Raw genomic sequence first — 20322 nt, 5'->3', positions numbered from 1 at the left:
GCTCTCTTGTTATTGGAATGGCAAAACCCGGGTTCTAGGCGAACCCGAACAGACGGCGGGGTGTGTCCCACATCACAGCACGGCGCATGCGGGCATCCGGCATCAGGCATTCGGCCAGTTTCAGCAACGGGCCGTAGTCCACCCGCGAGCGCTGGCGAATGAACGGCCAGTCCGAACCCCATACGCAGGCCTCGGGGCCAAAGGCTTCGAGCAGGGCATGGACGTAGGCACTGCTCTGCTCCAGCAAGGCATCGGCGGCGGCGAATTTCTGCATGCCCGACAGTTTCACGCTGGTCCGGCCACTGTCGGCCAGCCGCAGCAAGGCCTGGAAGCCAGCTTGTTGCACCCCGGCGGCGACATCCGGGCGGCCACAGTGATCGATCAACAGACGCGCTCGGGAGCCTTGCAGCAGGCCATGCAGGTCCAGCAACTGGTCTTCGCACACCTGCACCTGGGCGAACAGGTCAAGCTCGGCGACCTTGCCGAACAGCCCGTTAACATCCTTGAGGCTGGCCACCCCGTACAACGCGGGGTTGAAGGCGATACCGACCACCCCTTGCGCCCGCAGCGCCGCCAACTGGTCGAGCGCGATATTCGCCTCGACCACCGCCACGCCCTTGAACCGCCCCTGCCCGGTGGCCAAGGCGTGCAGCAAGCAGCGGTTGTCGGTGTGGTAGCCGCTGTTGGGGCCGACGAGCAAGGCATGCTGTACGCCGTAGGCGTCCATCACCCGGGTGAACTGCTCCTGGGTCGCCACCTCCTGGCCAGAGGGCGCATAGGGTGCGTCGGGGTGGTAAGGGAAACGGGCGGGATCAAACAAATGGTTATGGCAATCGATCTTCGGTTCGTCAAAGATGTTCACGCAGCACTCCCGGCAAGCACCGCTGCGCTTGCCTGCAGATCTTGTTATTGTGCGCCACAAGGGCGATTTGGCTGTGTTCAAGATACTGCGTGGGCGGGTTTGACGCTCATACCCAGATGGCGAAAACCATAACCGAAGGTAATACACATGCTGCTTGGCAACGAAGGCGCAGACGCAAGCCCCATGGTGTTCAAACTGCGGCACATGGAAGTGTTCCGTGCGGTGATGCTGACCGGCTCGATCAGCGCGGCGGCCAAGCTGCTGTACGTGTCGCAGCCGGCCGTGAGCAAGCTGATCCAGTACATCGAGGGGCGCCTGGCCTATCGCTTGTTCGAGCGCATCAACAACCGCCTGGTGCCCACCGCCGAGGCGCAGGTGCTGTTCCGTGAAGTCGAGCGGGTGTACCAGGCGGCGCTGGAGGTGAATGAATGTGCGCTGTCATTGGGTGCCGGCGGCCACCGCAAGCTGCGTATCTCCTGCAGCGCCTCGCTGTCGACGGTGGTCATCCCGATTGCCCTGGCGCAGCTCAAGCGCGAGGCGCCTTCGCTGGACATCGAGTGGCAAACCTCGCTGATGGGCGAAATGCCCAACCAGATCCTGTCGAAAAAGGTCGACCTGTCGATTGCCGCCCTGCCCGTGGTGCACGATCACCTGCATTCGCAGGCCTTCATGCGCGGGCGCATGGTGGTGGTGATGCCACCCGACCACGCCTTGGCCGGGCATGGCTCGCTGACCTTGCAGCAGCTGGAAGGCCATGCGCTGTTGCTGTTCAGGCCCGACATGCCGTTTGGCAAACTGCTGGCCGGGCACATCGAGCGGCGCGGGCTGCAATTGAAATCACTGTTGTCGTTCACCAACGCCAACGAAGCAGTGGCCCTGGTGAAGCAAGGCATGGGCATCAGTGTGATCGACGAATTCGTGGCGCAGGACAGTGGGTTGGCGGCGGTGCCGCTGGCCGATGAAATTCACTTTGATATCAGCTTTGTCTATTCGCGGTTCGAGCCGCCGTCGCATGCGGCGATGCATTTGATGCGGGTGTTGCAGGGGCAGGCGCAGAAACTGGGCCGGGCGATTGCGCCAGCATGATTCAACAGGCCGGCGCAATCCCGTGTAGGAGCGCACGGGTTAGAAGCCTATGGTTGCCGACAACAAGTAAGTACGCGGCGTGGAAAGGGTCAACCCCGGCTCACTGTCATCCGAAGCCCCCGCCGAGCTCCAGTAACGATCATCCAGCACATTCTCGACACTGGCCCGCAAGGTAACCTCGGTAGCATCTACCTTGAAGGCATAGCGCGCGCCCAGATCGTAACGCTCCCAGCCATCGATCTGCTTGCTGTTGTTCTGGTCCAGGTACTGCGAGCTGGAATGAATGCCTCGCGCTGTCAGGGTCAGCCCGTTCACACCCGGCACGTCCCATTCAGCGCCGAGGTTGACGTTGTACTCGGGCGTGGCCGGCGCGCGATTGCCATCGTAGGCGCCACCCACGGTATCGGTCAGCTCGCTGTCGATGTACATGACCCCACCCAGCACCCGCACGCCTTGCACGGGTTCGCCGAATACGCTCAACTCGATACCACGGTTGTCACGCTTGCCATTGGGCCCGAACACCCGCGAGGTGGCGTTCGTCTCGTAGGCCGGCTGGCGAATGCGAAATGCGCTGGCCGTGAACGCTACCTGGCCCAGGTCGTACTTGGCCCCTACCTCAACCTGGCGGCTGGTGAACGGCGGGAAAATCTGGTCTTCGTTGATCGACGTCGACGGCGCGATCTTGCCCTGGCTCAGGCCTTCCATGTAGTTGGCGTACAACGACAGCTGGTCAGTGACCTTGAGCAGCACGCCGCCCGAGGGCGAGACCTTTTCTTCGTCGTAGGCGGTCTCGCCTTTGACGCCGTCGCTCCAGTCATCCACCTGCACCCGCTGCCAGCGCGCGCCCAAGGTCAGCAGCAGGCGGTCGTCGAAAAACCCGAGGGTGTCGGCCAGGGCCACACCGGAGAAGCGGTTTTCTGTGTAGACCTCGGGATCGATGCGGGTGGGTGTGCCCGGGGTCGGGGTCGCTACCGGGTTGTAGAGGTTGCTGGGCGCCGAAGCATAGCGGGCGCCGCCGTTGGTGAAGTCCATGTAGAAGTAGGTGGCGGCCAGGTTCAACTCGTGGCTGACCGGCCCGGTGTGAAACCAGTTGCGAAGGCCTGCCATGGCGGTACGCACCGACTCGTCGCGGGTGAAGTCCCGCGGCTGCACGGTGAAGTCGCCGGCATCGTTGGTGATGGACACGTTGTGCCGCAGGAAATCATGGTTGCTTTCACGCGCACCGACCGCGCCATAGGCCAGCAGCGACTCACTGACGTCGTATTCGGCATGCAACGCACCAAAGGTGTCGTTGGTGCGCGCCTTGCTCCAGGCCTGGGCATAGTTGTGGCGAACATCATTGGCATCCGGCACCTTGGCGTTGGCGCCGATCAGCACACGCTCCTGCGGTGCATCGGTGTCACGCTCGGTGTGGCCGAGGTCTGCCGACAGGCGCAGGCGCTCGCCGCGAAAATCCAGGCCCAGTACCGCCATTTCACGCTCGACACGCTGGTGGTCCCATTCGGTATCGCCGGCCTGCTTCACAGCATTCAAACGCACGCCGAACTGCTGGCCTTCGCCAAAACGCCGGCCAACATCCACCGCGCCACCTGCCTGGCCCGCCGACGCATAGCTGCCGGTAAACTCGGTGATCGGCTTGTCTGTGGCCCGCTTGGGCTGCACGTTGATACCGCCGCCCACGCTACCACGCGGCGAAATGCCATTAATCAACTGGCTGGGGCCTTTGATGATATCGACCCGGTCGGCCATTTCCATGTCGATCGAGTAAGTCGGCAAGATACCGTACAGGCCGTTGTAGGCCACATCGCTGTTGAACAGGCTGAAGCCGCGAATGGTGAACTGCTCGAAACGCCCGCCTGCCGGATTGGTGGCCCGGACTGAAGGGTCGGTGGCGATCAGTTCGCCCAAGGTTCGCGCCTGCTGGTTCTTCACCAGTTCGCTGGTGTAGCTGGTGATGCTGAATGGGGTTTCCATGAAATCACGCGACCCCAGCAGGCCTTGCGCGCCCCGCCGGGCCACTTGGCCGCCAGCATAGGGCTGCGTTTCGTTGCTTGCGACCAGCCCGCCGACGATGCTGGTCGGGGCGATTTCCAAAGCGCCACCGGCCTCGGGTGCCGGCATCAGGGTGAAGGCCCCCTCACCCACCGGCAGCAACTGCAAGCCGCTGCCACGCAGCAGCTGCATGAAACCTTCTTCGACACTGTAGCTACCAGACAGGCCATTACTCTGCCGGCCTTGGACCAGTGCCGGGTCCAGCGAAAGGCTGACGCCGGCCTGGTCGGCAAACCGGGTGAGCACGGCGCCCAGGCTGGCGGCCGGCACCTGATAGGCACGGCGCGCCGGCTCATCAGCCCAGGCGGGTGCGGACAACAACAGGCTCATGGCGAACAACGGGCGCACTGCGCGCACCAGTGGGCGCAGGCGGCAAGACATTACTGCTGACATTGAAAATGGCTCCCCTTTATTTTCTTCTACCGGTAATGACCGGCGAGTGAAAAAAAGGGGACAGCCTCAAGCACGATTTTCTCGTGCAGCAAGGCTGACCCAGTAGCGCGTGCGTGCTTGTACCTGCAACGGCAGGCTGGCGGCGAGCAAGGCAAGAACCCGGTCGGTATCATCAAGGCGGAAAGTGCCAGTTACCCGCAGGCGCTCCAGTTCCGGCGCCCAACGCAGCACGCCGGGGCGGTACCTGCGCAGCTCGTGCAACAAGTCGCCCAAGGGGCGGTCATCCAGCCGCAGTACGCCCTCACGCCAGCCCAGCCGCCATTCATCCAGGCCTGTCACCGGACCGACTCCTGCCACCTGCAAGCTGGCCTGCTGCCCGGCGTGCAGTACGTGTGCCGGGCCGCGCAGTGGCTTCAGGCTGGCTACGCCATCGGCCACCAATACCCGGCAGGCCTCATCGACCAGCCGCAGGCAAACTTCACCACCGCCGAGCACCACCTGGCCATAAGGCACCTGCAACGTCAGGTTCAGGTTGGCGGGCACCTTCACTGCCACTTCGCCGCGAAGCAACGTCAGGCGGCGTGCATTCATGTCGATATCCACCGCACTGTCGGTGTTCATCTGCACGAATGTGCCATCGCTCAACAGCACCTGCCGACGTTCGCCTACCGAGGTGTGCATGTCGGCAGTCCAGGCATCCAGAGGCAGCTCACGGCTGACCAGCCAGGCTGTCGGCAACAGCGCGGCGATAGCCAAGGCTTGCTTGAGCAGTGCGCGTCGGCCGGCGTCCGGGCGGTCCAGAGTTGCCATGGCCAAAGCGCCGGGTAAAGCGGTAAAGCGCTGACGCAACAATGATGCCTTTTGCCAGGCGTCTTCATGCAAGCTGCTGCTGGCCCGCCATTGCGCCAGGCGCAGCAAGTCGCCCTCACTGGCGTCGCCAGAATCCAGCAGCGCCAGCCAGCGGGCGGCAGCACGCACAGCTTCGCGGATTTCGGGGGAATGGGGGGTCATTGCAATTCGGCCAGCAGGCAATGTTCGTAAGCCTGCGCCATGTAGCGTTTCACCGAGCGCTCGCAAACGCCCAGGCGCTTGCCGATTTCGGCGTAACCCACACCTTCGAGCTGGCTCCAGAGAAAGGCCTTGCGCACTGGTGCCTTCAGGCCATCGAGCAATTCGTCGAGTACTTGCAGGGTTTCCAGCAATATCCAGCGTTTTTCTGGCGAGGGCACATGCTGCTCGGGCAAGGTGGCCAAAGCATCGAGATAAGCCTGTTCCAGGCTACGTCGCTGGTGGAAGTTGCTCAGCAGGCGCTTGCCGACTGTCAGCAGGTAGGCCCTTGGCTCACGTATGTCTGCCAATGGTTGGGCACTGGTCAGTACCCGCAGAAAAGTATCCTGGCTGAGATCGGCGGCATCCCAGGCATTGCCCAGGCGCCGGCGTAGCCAGGTTTCGAGCCAGCTGCGGTGCTCCCGGTACAGGGCAGGCAGGCTAGGTTCCGTTGGCGGCGCGGCGTCGATCATGAGGATGGCCCTGCGGCGGCGTAAATAGGATTAATTCTAATTTACGTTGCGGCGCAGGGCCAAGCGGTTTGTTACCGGTCAGGCAATCGCTGCATCCACCAGCACCTGCGCTTCCTGCACCAGGCGCTGCAGGTGCGCCTCGTCGATGAAGCTTTCGGCGTAGATCTTGTAGATGTCCTCGGTGCCCGACGGCCGTGCGGCGAACCATCCGTTGGCGGTCATCACCTTCAGCCCGCCAATCGCCTGGCCATTGCCCGGCGCGTGGCTGAGGATCTGCACGATAGGCTCACCGGCCAGTTCGGTCGACTTGACCTGCTCCGGCGCCAGCTTGCTCAGCAGCGCTTTCTGCCGCGCATCGGCCTTGGCTTCGACCCGGGTAGCGTACGGTTTGCCCAAGGCTTCGGTCAGGTCCGCGTAGGCCTGGCTCGGGTTACGACCGGTGCGGGCGGTCATCTCGGCAGCCAGCAAGGCCGGGATCAGCCCGTCTTTGTCGGTCGCCCACACGGAGCCATCGCGGCGCAGGAACGACGCACCGGCACTCTCTTCGCCGCCAAAGCCCAGCGAGCCGTCGAACAACCCTTGGGCAAAGAACTTGAAGCCCACCGGCACTTCGTACAGCTCACGGCCCAGACGCTGGGTGACGCGGTCGATCAGGCCGCTGGACACCACGGTTTTGCCAACGGCAGCATCGCTACGCCATTGCGGGCGGTGGCGGTACAGGTAGTCGATGGCCACAGCCAGGTAGTTGTTCGGTTGCAGCAGGCCTTCCGGGGTAACGATGCCGTGGCGGTCGTGGTCCGGATCGCAGGCGAAGGCCACATCGAAGCGCTCGCGAAGGCCGATCAGGCCCTGCATGGCGTATGGCGAGGACGGGTCCATGCGGATCTGGCCGTCCCAGTCGACGGTCATGAAGCGGAAGGTGGGGTCTACCTCGGTGTTCACCACTTCCAGGTCCAGCTTGTAGTGTTCGGCAATGGCCGACCAGTAGCGCACCCCTGCCCCGCCCAGCGGGTCGACGCCCAGGCGCAGTTTGGCGCCACGGATGACATCGAAGTCGATGACGTTTTCCAGGTCCGCCACATAGCTGCTCACGTAATCGTGGCGCTGGGTGGTCGGGGCCTGCAGCGCCTGGGCATGGTCCATGCGCTTGACGCCTGCCAGGTTCGCCGCCAGCAGTTCGTTGGCCTTGGCCTCGACCCACTTGGTCACATCGCTGTCGGCCGGGCCGCCATTGGGCGGGTTGTACTTGAAGCCACCGCTTTGCGGCGGGTTGTGCGACGGGGTGATGACGATGCCGTCGGCCAGGCCCTGCTGGCGGCCACGGTTGTGGCAGAGGATGGCGTGGGACACAGCCGGCGTGGGCGTGTATTCGTCGTCCTTCGACAACCTGACTTGCACGCCGTTGGCCGCCAGCACTTCCAGCGCGCTGGCCGTGGCCGGGGCCGACAGGGCGTGAGTGTCGGCGCCGATGAACAGCGGGCCATCGATACCCTTTTCCTGGCGGTACAGGCAGATGGCCTGGGTGATGGCCAGCACGTGGTATTCGTTGAAACTCAATTCAAGCGAAGTGCCCCGGTGCCCCGAGGTGCCGAAGGCCACCCGCTGGGCCGCCACGGCAGCGTCTGGGCGGCCGGTGTAATAGGCGGTGAGCAGTCGGGGAATATCGACCAGCACGCTGGCCGGAGCCGGCTTGCCTGCCAAAGGACTGAGCGTCATGCAAAAACCTCGAGTTCAACAGATGTTGGTGTTGGAACGTGCAGTGTACTGAGAGTTGCAAGGGTGTGCGATGGGTGCCGGCAAAGAACAAGCTAGAGTAGAGACCACACCCACCGTGAATGAGGCCCCATGGCTTTCCACCGCCTGACCCGTACCCACCCCCGCCTGAGCTTCGCCGCAGCGGCAGGCCTGATTGGCGCCTGGCTGATCCCTGCCGATGACGCCGTGCAACACATCCTCGCTGGCTGGAACCTGGGCGTCTGGCTTTACCTGTTGCTGGTGCTGTACCTGAGCTGGGGCGCCGGCCCGGAAAAGGTCCGCAAGGTTGCCCGCGTCGAAGACGAAAACGCAGGCCTGGTCCTGCTCACCGTGTGCATTGCCGCCATCGCCAGCCTCGCCGCAGTCACCCTGCAACTGGTGTCCAGCCGTGGGCTGCAAGGCGCAGACCTGGCCCTGCACTACCTCTACACCGGCCTGACCGTGGCCGGTTCCTGGCTGCTGATTGGCTGCATCTTCAGCCTGCATTACGCCCGGCTGTTCTATACCGGGCAGAATCACGAGCCACCGCTGCGCTTCGCCGATGGCGAGCGCAACCCGGACTATTGGGACTTTCACTACTTCTCGTTCACCATCAGCGTGGCCGTGCAAACGTCAGATGTGGGGGTTGCCGGCAGGCGGCTGCGGCGGATCGTGCTGGCGCATTCCATCGTAGGTTTCGTGTTCAATACCGCAATTCTGGGGTTCACCATCAACATTGCCGCCGGGTTGCTGGGCTGAGCGCACCACTCGTCTGAAAAACTGTGTGCCAAACAGCTCTGAAACCGGACTTAACAGAGCGGAAAACCGTTCCTATCACGCCTGGAAAACGTTTGCCCTGCCGACTGCAGCGCCAAGGATTTCGTGACGCGTATGTGACCGCTGTCATGCATTGGCACATTTGTCGTATTTGCAACCGAGAATCACGCGTGGCAGCTGCTATGTTTACATTCCCGGCAGCCGCATCGATGTGGCCATCCGCTCACCACGTCCAGGCACGGACAAGGAGGCAGGCATGAACAAGATGACGTTCCCCAACGCCTGCCAGGTGATGCGCTGGCATTTTCACCCGCTGGGCTTCGAGGCCATCATGGATGCGCCACGCAGCATGGTGGCGCGACTCTTCGACCGCGCTACCGGCGAAACGCTACTGGCCATAGCCGGTATCCCCTGCACGGCAGTCATGGCTGCCGCCGACGTTGAACGCATCATCGAGGCCGTCGAAGCGGAGATGGACGCGTTCATCCCCAGCTTCACCTTGCGCGATGCCGTCTAGCCCGCTGCGGTATCTTGCGGCCGCAATGCTTGCAACTTGCTCATGAACTGTTCGGCGGGCACGGGCTGGCCCAGCAGGTAGCCTTGCAGCGAATCACACCCAAGTCGGGTCAGGAAGTCTTGCTGCTTGTCGGTCTCCACCCCTTCGGCAACGATGCGCAGGCCCAGCGCCTGGCCCAGTGCGACGATGGCCGAGACAATCGCTGCATCGTCGCTGTCCTGTTCCAGGTCACGCACGAAGCCACGGTCGATCTTCAGCTCGTTGGCCGGCAGGCGTTTGAGGTACATCAGGCTGGAGTAGCCGGTGCCAAAATCATCGATGGACAGGTCCACACCCATGTCGGACAGGCGTTGCAGCACGGTCAGGCTGGCATCGGCATCGTGCATGGCGGTGGTTTCGGTAATTTCCAGTGTCAGGCAGTTGGCCGGCAGGCCGTTCTGTTGCAGGGCCCGGGCCACGCTCTCGACCAGCCCGGCATGGCAGAACTGGATGGCCGACAGGTTCACGGCCATGCGCCAGCCTTGATGCCCTTGGTCCAGCCACTGGCGCATCTGCCGGCAGGCTTCGTCCAGCACCCATTCACCGATAGGAATGATCAGGCCGGTTTTCTCTGCCAGGCCAATGAAGCGGTCAGGCAGCAGTAGCCCTTGCTGCGGGTGTTCCCAGCGCAGCAAGGCCTCGGCACCGATCGGCTGACAAGCCTGGGCGTCGAACTTGGGCTGGTAGTGCAACCGGAACTGGCGCTGCTCCAGCGCCTGGCGCAGGTCCTGCAGCAGTTGCAGTTGCTGGCGGGCGTTGCTGTTCATCGACACGTCGAAGAAGCTGTAGCCGTTCTTGCCGGCGCTCTTGGCGTGGTACATGGCAGCGTCGGCATTGCGCAACAGCTCGTGCTGGTCCTGGCCGTTGCCCGGATACAGGACAATGCCCAGGCTCGCCGACAGTTGCAGGTCGTGTTCGGCCACGCGGAATGGTCGCGACACCAGGTTGACCTGCTTGACCGCCACGTCCATGGCATCGTTCGGCTCCTGCAATTCCACCAGCAGCACGAACTCGTCACCGCCGATGCGCGCCAACGTGTCCTGGCTGTGCAAGTGGCCGCGCAGCCGCCCCGCCACGGCCTTGAGCAGCAGGTCGCCAATGTGGTGACCGAAGGCATCGTTGACCGGTTTGAAACCGTCCAGATCAATGAACATCAGGGCAAAACAGCCGCCCTGCTCCGCCACCCTGGCAATGGCCTGCTCGATGCGGTCGGCCAGCAACGTGCGGTTGGGCAGATCGGTCAGGGTATCGTGCAGGGCCAGCTGGGTGAGCTCCTGGTTGGCCAGGGTCAGCGAACGGGCCAGTTCGGCGGTGCGCGCCTCCAGGCGCGCGTCCAGCACCGAGGTGAGCAAGGCCACGGCCAACACCGCCAAGGTAGTGATCAACACCAGGTAAACCAGGCTGTCGCCCTGCAACCCACCTGCCAGCGCACCGCAGAAACTGCCTTCGGGGAAGTTCGCCGCCGCCATGCCGGTGTAATGCATGCCGACGATGGCAAACCCCATGACCACTGCCGCCAGCCCGCGGATCTGCCGCACGTAGGGGGTGTGTTTGCGCAGACGGAAGGCGATCCATAACGCCGCCGCAGACGCACCCACGGCAATCAGCAGCGAAGCGCCAAACAGCGTCGGGTCATAGTCGATGCCCGGCAGCATGCGCAGCGCGGCCATGCCGGTGTAGTGCATGCAGGCGATGCCGGCGCCCATGATCAGCGCGCCGAAGCCCAGTTGCAGGCACGGCAGGCTCGGCTGGCTAACCAGCCACAGGGCAAAGCCCGAGGACAGCACGGCGATCAGCAGCGAGAACGCGGTAAGCGCCAGGTCATAACCCAGGTCGATAGGCAGGCTGAACGCGAGCATGCCGATAAAGTGCATCGACCACACGCCGATGCCCATGGCCAACGCGCCGCCCCCCATCCACAAGTAGGCAGCCCGGCCCTTGGCCGTGGCGATGCGGCCGGTCAGGTCAAGGGCGGTATAAGACGCCAGAATCGCCACGCACAGCGAAATCAGCACCAGCGAAGAGGAGTAGCTACCGGTCAGCATTGGAGTTCCAGCGACGGGACAGGGGGCCCGGCAAAAGCTGACGATTGTACTCAAGCTTAGGCGAAACGCACGGGGTTTCTGCGAATGGGAATGGATCCAATGCACTCTCTGCGGGAGAATGTCCAGCCCCTTTGGAACGCAGAGAGCAGGTCAATCCTGCTCGGCAAATGCCTGTTCTGCATCCCAGCCGCCACCCAGCGCAGCCACCAGCTGCACACTGGCCACCAAGCGACCTTGCAACAGGTTCAACACACTGCGCTCGTTGCTCAATGCCGTGGTCTGCACGTTCACCACATCCAGGTAGCCGATCAACCCTGCGCGGTACTGGTTCTCGGTCAGGCGCAGCGACTCGCGGGCGGCATCCAGCGCTTCCTGGCGCACCACCGCTTCATCGCCGTACACCTTCAACTGCACCAGCAGGTTCTCCACTTCCTTGAAGCCGTCGAGCACGGTCTGGCGGTATTGCGCCACGGTCTGGTCATACGCGGCCACCGTGCGGTCCACCTCGGCGCTGCGCTTGCCAGCGTCGAACAGGGTCAGCGCCAGTTGCGGGCCTACCGACCAGTAGCGGTTGGGCAGCTCGATCCAGTTGCTGAAGCTGCTGCTGGAATAGCCGCCGCTCATGCTCAGGCTCAGATCGGGGAAATACGCCGCCCGTGACACGCCGATGTTGGCATTGGCGGCCATCACGTTACGCTCGGCAGCAGCAATATCCGGGCGCCGCTCCAGCAGCTGCGAAGGCAGGGATACCGGGATTTGCGGCAGCGCAGGAATGTCCTTGCTGTCGGCCAGAGCAAAGTCGGCCGGGGTTTTGCCCAACAGCACGGCAATGGCGTTTTCGAACTGCGCACGCTGCCAGATCAGGTCGATCAGGTCAGCCTGGGTGCTCTTGAGCTGGGTGCGTGCCTGGGCCACCGCATCCGGCCCCGCAACGCCGGCGCGATACTGGTTTTCGTTCATCCGCAACGAGCGCTCGTAGGCCGCCACAGTGGCTTCCAGCAGACGCTTTTGCTCGTCTATTACCCGCAGTTGCAGGTAGTTCTGCACCAGCTCGGATTGCTGGCTCAAGCGGATCGACGCGAGGTCGGCGAAGCTGGCTTCGGCACTGGCCTCGTTGGCATTCATGGTTTCGCGCAGCTTGCCCCACAGGTCGATTTCCCAGCTCACACCCAACTGCGCGTTGTAGGTGTTGCGAATACCGCTGCTGTTGTTGGACAGGCTCGAACTGGAACTGCCGGTGCCCTGGGCCGAGCGGTTCTTGCTGGTGCTCAGGTCCAGGCTCGGGAACAACGCCGCGCGGCTGCTGCGCACCAGCGCCTGGGCCTGGCGGTACTGGGCTTCTGATTGCGCTACGGTCTGGTTGCTACGGTTCAGTTCCTCAACCAGCGCATTGAGCCCGGCATCGCCGTAGATTTCCCACCAGGCGCCGCGGGCGATGGCGTCGGATGGGGCGGCCTGGGTCCAGCCTTCGGCGTGCTTGAACTGCGCCGCCGAGCTGTTAAGTTCGGGGCGATGGTAGTCCGGGCTCAAGGTACAGGCACTGAGCAGGGCCACGCACAACCCGGCGCCGAGCAGGCGCGAGCCACGCCCACGGGTCAGCGTTTGCAGGGCACGATGAAGTGGGGTCTGGGCAAAAGTCATAGCGGGTTTTCCAGGGCGGCGTCGGTGCGCACGCCGCGCCAACGGTTGAAACGGTGGCGCAGGCGGTCCAGGTACAGGTAGACCACCGGCGTCGTGTAAAGGGTGAGGATCTGGCTGAACACCAGGCCACCAATGATGGTCAGGCCCAGCGGCTGGCGCATTTCTGCACCTTCTGCATGGCTCAACAGCAGCGGCAAGGCGCCAAGAATGGCCGCCAGGGTGGTCATCAGGATCGGCCGCAGGCGCAGCAGGCACGCCCGGCGAATCGACTCCTCCGGCGACAGCCCTTGGTGACGCTCCAGTTGCAAGGCCAGGTCGATCATCAGGATGGCGTTTTTCTTCACCACGCCAATCAGCAGGAACAGCCCCAGCAGCGAGATCAGGCTGAACTCGCCCCCCGTGACGTACAACGCGAGCAAGGCCCCGACACCGGCTGAAGGCAGTGTCGAAAGAATGGTCAGCGGGTGAATGTAGCTTTCGTACAAGATGCCCAGCACCAGGTACACCAGCACCAGCGCACCGAGGATCATGAACGGTTGGCCCTCCTGCGTCTTGGCAAAGGCGTCGGCAGTGCCACCCAGCTTGGCGATCACTTCCTCAGGCAAGCCCAACTTGGCCACTGCGCGCTCCAGCGCTGCCATGGCCTGGTCGGGGCTGTAGCCTTCCGCGACGTCGAAGGCAATGTCTTCCGAGGCGAACTGGCCTTCGTGGCTGACGCGGTCGTTGGCCAGGCTGTTTTCGTAGTGGGCGATGGTGGACAGCGGCACGCGGGCGCCCTCGGCGGTGATCACCTGCACTTGCTCCAGGGTGCTTGGGTCCCAGGCGTATTTCGGGTTGATCTCCAGCACCACCTGGTACTGGTTGAGGCTGTCGTAGATGGTAGAAATCTGCCGCTGGCTGTAGGCGTTGTTCAACACCGTGGTAACCATGTCCATGTCGATGCCCAGGCGCTTGGCCTGGTCGCGGTCGACCACCAGGGTCACCTGCTGGGTGCCGGCACCGTCACGCGCATCGATAGCAGTGAGTTCCGGCAGTGCACGTACAGCAGCGACCACTTTCGGGAACCACTCACGCAGCGCTGCCAGGTCGCCACTCTGCAGGGTATACAGGTACTGCGACGACGTCTGGTCACGGCCACCGCCGCCCAGTTGCAGGTCCTGGTCGGCCATCAGGAACAGGCGCCCGCCAGGCACTTTGGGCATTTCCTTGCGCAGGCGCTCGATCACCTTCTGCGCATCGATCTTGCGCTCGCTGATCGGTTTCAGCCGCACCAGCACCATGGCGTTGTTGGTACCGCTGTTGCCACCGATGAAACCTGCAACGCTCTGCACTGCCGGGTCGGCGAGCAATGCACGGCGGTAGATTTCCATCTTCGGCTGCATCACGGTGAACGACAGCCCGTCGTCGCCGCGGATAAAGCCCATCAGCTGCCCGGTGTCCTGCTGCGGGATCAACGTCTTGGGCACCACTACGTACAGCGCGATGTTGATGCCGATGGTGGCCAACAGGCTGAGCAGCGTCAGGCGATTGTGGCGCAGGGCCCAGCCCAGGCTGCGGTCGTAGGCGTTGACCATGCGCTGGTGCAGTTTGTCGCTCCAGCGTTGCAGGCGTGTCTGCTCGGCCTGATGCGGTTTGAGCCAGCGGGCGCAGAGCATGGGCGTCAGGGTCAGCGACACCACCAGCGACACGATGATCGCCGCCGCCAAGGTGATGGAGAACTCCTGGAACAGGTTGCGCACGATGCCACCCATGAACAGGATGGAGACGAATACCGCCACCAGCGACACGTTCATCGACAGCAAGGTGAAGCCTACTTCCTTGGCGCCGAGGAAGGCCGCCTTCATCGGCGGCTGGCCGTCCTCGATGTGCCGCGAGATGTTTTCCAGCACCACGATGGCGTCGTCCACCACCAGGCCGGTAGCCAGAATCAGCGCCATCAGCGACAGGTTGTTCAGCGAGAACCCGCACAGATACATGACCGCGAAGGTGCCCACCAGCGACACCGGCACGGCCAGGCTGGGGATCAGCGAGGCGCGCAGGCTGCCGAGGAACAGGTACACCACCAGGATCACCAGCACTACGGCAATCAGCAGGGTGTGCTCGGCCTCTTTCAGGGTGGCCTTGATCACGGGCGAGCGGTCCATGGCCACGTTCAGTTGCACGCTGGCTGGCAGCAACGACTGCAGGGCCGGCAGCTGTGCCTTGATCTGGTCAACCGTTTCGATGATGTTGGCGCCGGTCTGGCGGTTGACCACCAGCAGCACGGCCGCCTGGTCATTGAAGAAGCCGCTGTTGTACCGGTTCTCGACGCCATCGGTGATGGTCGCCACGTCGGACAGGCGCAGGATGGTACCGTTTTGCTGGCGGATCACCACCGGCTCGTAGTCCTTGGCGCTTTCCAGCTGGTCGTTGGCGCGCACCTGCCAGTTGCGCTCGGCGTCCTCGACAAAGCCCATGGGCCTACGCTGGTTGGCGTTGGACACCGCCGTGCGCACTTCGTCCAGCGACAGGTTGTACTGGTTGAGCAGTTGCGGCTCGACGGCGATACGCACCGCCGGCAGCGAGCTGCCGCCGATCTGCACCTCCCCTACCCCCGACACCTGGGCCAGGCTCTGCGACAGGATGGTGTCGGCCAGGTCGTACAGCTGGCCTTTCTGCAGCACATCCGAGGTCAGCGACAGCACCATGATCGGCGCCTGGGACGGGTTGATCTTTTTGTAGGTGGGCATGCTGCGCATGCCGCTGGGCAGCAGGTTACGGGTGGCGTTGATCGCCGCCTGCACCTCGCGCGCCGCACCGTCGATGTCGCGGCCCATCTCGAAGCCGATGATCACCCGTGTGGAGCCTTGGTTGGAGCTGCTGGTCAGGGTGGTCACGCCAGCAATGCTGCCCAGCTTGCGCTCCAGCGGCGTGGCCACAGTGGAGGCCATCACTTCCGGGCTGGCGCCGGACAGGTTGGCCGACACCACGATCACCGGGAAGTCCATCTGCGGCAGCGGCGCCACCGGCAGCAAGCCGAAGCTGACCCCACCCAGCAGCATGATCGCCAGGCTCAACAGCATGGTCGCCACCGGGCGACGGATGAAAGGACCGGACAGGTTCATGCCTCGGCCTGCTTCACATCAGTGGCCGGGCGCCAGCGGCGAGCCAGGCGGTCGAAGTAGAGGTAGATGACCGGGGTGGTGAACAGCGTCAGCACCTGGCTGACCAGCAAACCGCCCACCATCACCAGGCCCAGTGGCTGACGCAGCTCGGCGCCGGAACCGGTGGCGAGCATCAGCGGCACGGCACCGAACAGCGCGGCCAGGGTGGTCATCAGGATCGGCCGGAAGCGCAGCAGCGCGGCCTGGTAGATGGCATCGCGCGGGCTCATGCTTTGGTTACGCTCGGCCTCCAGGGCGAAGTCGATCATCATGATGGCATTCTTCTTGACGATACCGATCAGCAGGATGATACCGATGATGGCGATCATGCCCAGGTCGTTGCCGCTAATGAGCAGCGCCAGCAAAGCGCCCACTGCTGCCGACGGCAAGGTCGAGAGGATGGTCACCGGGTGAATGTAGCTTTCGTACAGCACCCCCAGCACGATGTACATGGTCACCACCGCCGCCAGGATCAGCAGCAAGGTGCTCGACAGCGATGCCTGGAAGGCCTGCGCCGCACCCTGGAAGCGGGTTTGCACGCCCAGCGGCATGCCGATGTCCTTCTGTACCTGCTCGATCACCTGAACGGCTTCGCCCAGCGATGCACCGTGGGCCAGGTTGAACGACAGGGTGACTGCCGGGAACTGGCCGATGTGGGAAATGGCCAACTGGGCCTGGCGCTGCTCAATACGCGCCAGCGCCGACAGGCGCACCTGGCCGCCATCGGTGGCCTTGACGTGAATCGACTCCAGCGCTCGCGGGCCGATAAGTGCCGCGTCCTGCGACTGCAGTACCACACGGTACTGGCTGGCCTGGGTGTAGATGGTGGAGATCTGCCGTTGGCCAAAGGCGTCATACAGGGCGTTGGTGATCTGCGACACCGTGATGCCCAGGCGGCTGGCCATGTCACGGTCAATCACCAGGTAGACCTGCAAGCCTTTGTCCTGCAGGTCGCTGGCCACGTCGGCCAGTTCCGGGCGCTGCTGCAGCGCCTGTACCAGCTTGCTGCTCCATTGGGCCAACAGGTCGGCGTCGGGCGACGACAGGCTGAACTGGTACTGGGTGCGGCTGACACGGTCTTCGATACTCAGGTCTTGCACCGGCTGCATGAACAGGCGGATACCCACCAGCCGGTCGAGTTGCGGCTGCAGGCGGCTGATGACCTCGCTGGCGGTGACATCCCGTTCGCCATGGGGCTTGAGGTTGATCAGCAGGCGGCCACTGTTGAGCGTGGCGTTGTCGCCGTCTACACCGATATAGGACGACAGACTTTGAACCGCCGGGTCCTGCAGGATGACCTTGCTCAGGGCCTGCTGGCGCTCGCTCATGGCGGCAAACGAGGTGGACTGCGGCGCTTCGGAAATGCCCTGGATTACCCCGGTGTCCTGCACCGGGAAGAAGCCCTTGGGCACCACCATGTACAAGAACACCGTCAGCGCCAGGCTGGCCACGGCGACCAGCAGGGTCAGCGGCTGGTGCTTCAGCACCCATTGCAGGGCACTGCCGTAGTGCTTGATCAGCCAGTCGATCCAGGCACCACTGGCACGGTAGAAGCGCCCCTGCTCTTCTTCCTTGGGCTCGCGTTTGAGCAGCCGGGCGCACATCATCGGCGTCAGGGTCAGCGACACCACCAGGGAAATCAGGATGGCCACCGCCAGGGTAATGGCGAACTCGCGGAACAGCCGGCCAACCACGTCAGCCATGAACAGCAGCGGGATCAGTACCGCGATCAGCGAGAAGGTCAGGGAAATCAAGGTGAAGCCGATTTGCCGGGCGCCCTTGAGCGCCGCCTGCATGGGCGTCTCACCCTCTTCGATATGCCGCGAGATGTTTTCCAGCATCACGATGGCATCATCGACCACGAAGCCGGTGGCGATGGTCAGGGCCATCAGCGTCAGGTTGTTGACCGAAAAACCGGCCAGGTACATGACGCCGAAGGTGCCGATCAGCGACAAAGGCACGGCAATCGAAGGGATAATGGTGGCACTGAAGCGGCGCAGAAAGAGGAAGGTGACCATCACCACCAGGGCGATGGCGATCAGCAGTTCGTGCTGTACGTCCTTCACGGCTGCGCGAATGGTCTGGGTACGGTCGGTCAACACCGACACATCCAGCCCAGCCGGCAGGTTGTCGGTGATCGAAGGCAACAAGTCCTTGATGCGGTCGACCACTTCGATCACGTTGGCGCCCGGCTGACGCTGGATATTCAACAGCACTGCATGATTTTCGTTGGCCCAGGCGGCCAGGCGCTCGTTCTCCGCGCCGTCGACAATTTCGGCCACGTCTTTCAAGCGCAGCGGCGCACCGTTGTTGTAGGCCAGGATCAGGTTGGCGTATTCCTCGGGGGAACGCAGCTGGTCGTTGGCATCGAGCATCGACACCCGGGTCGGGCCGTCGAAGTTGCCCTTGGGCTGGTTGACGTTGGACGCGCCAATCAGCGTGCGCACGTCATCCAGGTTCAGGCCGTTGGCGGCCAAGGCATCGACGTTGACCTTGATGCGCACTGCCTGGCGCTGGCCGCCGGCAATGCTGACCATGCCCACGCCACTGATCTGCGCGAGCTTTTGCGCCACGCGGGTGTCGACCAGGTCGTTGAGCTTGGGCAGCGGCATGGTCTTGCTGGAGATGGCCAAGGTCAGCACCGGGGTGTCGGCCGGGTTGACCTTGTTGTACACCGGTGGCGCTGGCAGGTCGCTGGGCAGCAGGTTGCTGGCGGCGTTGATCGCGGCCTGCACCTGTTGCTCGGCAACGTCCATGTTCATGTCGAGGTTGAAGCGCAAGGTCAGCACCGACGCGCCGCCGGAGCTGGTCGAGGCCATTTGCTCAAGGCCAGGCATCTGGCCGAACTGGCGCTCTAGCGGTGCGGTGACTGCACTGGTCATGACCTGCGGGCTGGCGCCGGGGTACAGGGTCATGACGCGGATGGTCGGGTAATCCACCTGCGGCAAGGCAGAAACCGGCAGCAGCTTGTAGGCGATCAGGCCGGCCAGGACGATGGCCAGCATGCTCAGCGTGGTGGCGACCGGCCGCAGAATGAACAGACGCGAGAGGTTCATGCGCCCGCCTTGCCTGCTGCTTTGCCAGGTTGTGCTTCACCGGTTTGCGCCGAACCTTTGGCCTCTTGCCCTTGCAGGTGCTGGCCCGGGGTGGTCGGCACTTGCGAGCTGTCTTCGACCACTTCAACCTTGGTGCCTTCGCGCAGGCGGTCGGTACCTTCCAGCACCAGCCGGTCACCGGCCTTCAGGCCGTCGAGAATGACGCTGTTCTCGCCATCACTGGCGCCCACCTTGACCTTGCGCACGTTAACGGTGTTCTCGGCATTGACCACGTAGGCGAAGCTACCGTCATTGCCGAACTGGATGGCCGCCGCCGGGGCCATGACCACCTGCTTGAGGGTATCGGCCAGCAAACGCACGTTGACGAACTGGTTGGGGAACAGGGCCAGGTCCTTATTCTCGAAGCGGCCTTTGAATTTGAGGGTGCCAGTGGTGGTGTCGATCTGGTTGTCGATGCTGCCCAGCACGCCGGTAGATTGCAATTTGCTGTCACTGCGGTCCCAGGCCTCGACCGGCAGGCTGGCGCCACTGCGATAACGCTCCAGCACGGTGCTCAGCTGGGTTTCCGGCAGGGTGAAGGCGACGTTGATCGGCTCGGTCTGGGTGATGACCACCAGTGCGGTGGTGTCGTTGGTCGCCACCAGGTTGCCCAGGTCAAGCTGACGCAGGCCGACACGGCCGCTGATCGGCGCACGGATCTGGGTGAAGTCGAGGTTCAGGCGGGCATCGTTGACCTGGGCCTGGTTGGTCTTGACCAGCCCCTGGAATTGCGCCACCTGTGCTTCGGCGGTGTCGAGGGTTTGCTTGGCGATGCTGTCTTCGGCGTACAGGCCTTTGTAACGGGCCAGGTCGACCTGGGCGTTCTTCAACTGCGCCTGGTTCTGCGCCAAGGTGCCTTCGGCTTGCTGCAAGGCGATGCGGTACGAGCGCGGGTCGATTTCGGCGAGCAAGTCGCCGGCCTTGACCTGCTGGCCTTCCTTGAAGTGGATTTTCACCAGTTCGCCAGCCACGCGGCTGCGTACGTTGACGGTGTTGGTCGCGGTGACCGTGCCAAGGGCCTTGTAGTACAGCGGGAAATCACCCACTCGCACCGGCTCGACGCGCACGGGTACCGCTTCGCTGGAGCCGCCAAAGCCCGGGCGACCGCCCATCATGCCCATGCCCTTGCCGCCGCGCCCGCCGCCGCCACTGGCTTCTTTATGCGCAGGCGTTGCTGCAGGCCACAGCCACCAGGCCAGTGCAGCCACCAGCAGCAGGATCAGCAGGCCAACGAGCCAGCGACGGGGGGAACGGGAATTGGACGCTTGCATGGGTTGAACGAACCTTGTTCGGAATGGCGACTTGGGGAGGGTGGACGATAAGCAATGGCATCGTTTAAGCAAAGGGCCTTTACCAGAGGTTTACCTTAGGCTGACGTTGCCAAGACGCGGAATTTTAAATGAAAACGGCCCGGAGAG

Annotated in this window: 13 protein-coding genes; 3 read left to right on the top strand and 10 right to left on the bottom strand. The window is 63.5% G+C overall.

Annotation, left to right across the window (positions count from 1 at the left end):
- Positions 1-34: 34 nt before the first annotated feature.
- Positions 35-862 carry an amidohydrolase gene (locus FHW75_RS18635; RefSeq protein ID WP_025752591.1) on the bottom strand — a complete coding sequence of 276 codons (828 nt, stop codon included), beginning with the start codon at positions 860-862 and terminating at the stop codon, positions 35-37.
- Positions 863-1009: 147 nt separating this feature from the next.
- On the opposite strand from FHW75_RS18635, the gene FHW75_RS18630 reads away from it, so the two are divergent.
- Positions 1010-1948, top strand: a complete 939-nt coding sequence (locus tag FHW75_RS18630) for a LysR family transcriptional regulator (protein WP_016713859.1) — start codon at positions 1010-1012, stop codon at positions 1946-1948.
- A gap of 39 nt (positions 1949-1987) precedes the next feature.
- Here FHW75_RS18630 and FHW75_RS18625 read toward each other — a convergent pair whose 3' ends face one another.
- From FHW75_RS18625 to pgm, 4 genes are all read right to left on the bottom strand, one after another.
- Positions 1988-4393 carry a TonB-dependent receptor gene (locus tag FHW75_RS18625; protein WP_027608911.1) on the bottom strand — a complete coding sequence of 802 codons (2406 nt, stop codon included), beginning with the start codon at positions 4391-4393 and terminating at the stop codon, positions 1988-1990.
- 66 nt (positions 4394-4459) lie between these two features.
- Positions 4460-5404 carry a FecR domain-containing protein gene (locus tag FHW75_RS18620; protein ID WP_025752594.1) on the bottom strand — a complete coding sequence of 315 codons (945 nt, stop codon included), beginning with the start codon at positions 5402-5404 and terminating at the stop codon, positions 4460-4462.
- Complete coding sequence (locus FHW75_RS18615) at positions 5401-5913, bottom strand: sigma-70 family RNA polymerase sigma factor (RefSeq protein WP_019098366.1); 513 nt, start codon at positions 5911-5913, stop codon at positions 5401-5403. The genes FHW75_RS18620 and FHW75_RS18615 overlap by 4 nt, the downstream gene beginning before the upstream one ends.
- A gap of 78 nt (positions 5914-5991) precedes the next feature.
- The gene (gene pgm, locus FHW75_RS18610; RefSeq protein WP_019098365.1) at positions 5992-7629 is read right to left on the bottom strand and encodes a phosphoglucomutase (alpha-D-glucose-1,6-bisphosphate-dependent); all 1638 of its coding nucleotides are present in this window, start codon (positions 7627-7629) and stop codon (positions 5992-5994) included.
- A 129-nt stretch (positions 7630-7758) separates the two neighbouring features.
- Here pgm and FHW75_RS18605 point away from each other — a divergent pair, with 129 nt between their 5' ends.
- Both FHW75_RS18605 and FHW75_RS18600 read left to right on the top strand, forming a co-directional pair.
- Entirely contained in the window at positions 7759-8406 is a 648-nt protein-coding gene (locus FHW75_RS18605; protein WP_019098364.1) for a DUF1345 domain-containing protein, read from the top strand.
- 274 nt (positions 8407-8680) lie between these two features.
- A complete protein-coding gene (locus tag FHW75_RS18600) occupies positions 8681-8941 on the top strand; it encodes a DUF1652 domain-containing protein (RefSeq protein WP_019098363.1) in 261 nt (86 codons plus the stop codon).
- Here FHW75_RS18600 and FHW75_RS18595 read toward each other — a convergent pair.
- The 5 genes from FHW75_RS18595 to FHW75_RS18575 all read right to left on the bottom strand — a co-directional run bounded on the left by FHW75_RS18595 (position 8938) and on the right by FHW75_RS18575 (position 20175).
- A complete protein-coding gene (locus FHW75_RS18595; protein WP_019098362.1) occupies positions 8938-11025 on the bottom strand; it encodes a bifunctional diguanylate cyclase/phosphodiesterase in 2088 nt (695 codons plus the stop codon). The two genes, FHW75_RS18600 and FHW75_RS18595, sit on opposite strands and share 4 nt — an antisense overlap.
- Before the next feature lie 150 nt (positions 11026-11175).
- The gene (locus FHW75_RS18590) at positions 11176-12666 is read right to left on the bottom strand and encodes an efflux transporter outer membrane subunit (protein ID WP_016713852.1); all 1491 of its coding nucleotides are present in this window, start codon (positions 12664-12666) and stop codon (positions 11176-11178) included.
- Positions 12663-15770: an efflux RND transporter permease subunit gene (locus tag FHW75_RS18585; protein ID WP_019098361.1), complete on the bottom strand. Its 3108-nt coding sequence runs from the start codon at positions 15768-15770 to the stop codon at positions 12663-12665. Before FHW75_RS18585 ends, FHW75_RS18590 begins: the two co-directional genes overlap by 4 nt.
- Positions 15767-18865: an MdtB/MuxB family multidrug efflux RND transporter permease subunit gene (locus FHW75_RS18580; protein WP_019098360.1), complete on the bottom strand. Its 3099-nt coding sequence runs from the start codon at positions 18863-18865 to the stop codon at positions 15767-15769. Before FHW75_RS18580 ends, FHW75_RS18585 begins: the two co-directional genes overlap by 4 nt.
- Positions 18862-20175, bottom strand: a complete 1314-nt coding sequence (locus tag FHW75_RS18575; protein ID WP_025752600.1) for an MdtA/MuxA family multidrug efflux RND transporter periplasmic adaptor subunit — start codon at positions 20173-20175, stop codon at positions 18862-18864. The genes FHW75_RS18580 and FHW75_RS18575 overlap by 4 nt, the downstream gene beginning before the upstream one ends.
- Positions 20176-20322: the final 147 nt, after the last annotated feature.

The organism is Pseudomonas sp. OG7, assembly GCF_014192825.1.
GTDB lineage: Bacteria > Pseudomonadota > Gammaproteobacteria > Pseudomonadales > Pseudomonadaceae > Aquipseudomonas > Aquipseudomonas monteilii.
The sequence above is the reverse complement of the archived record's forward strand: the minus strand, read 5'-3'. Positions and strand labels throughout refer to the sequence as shown.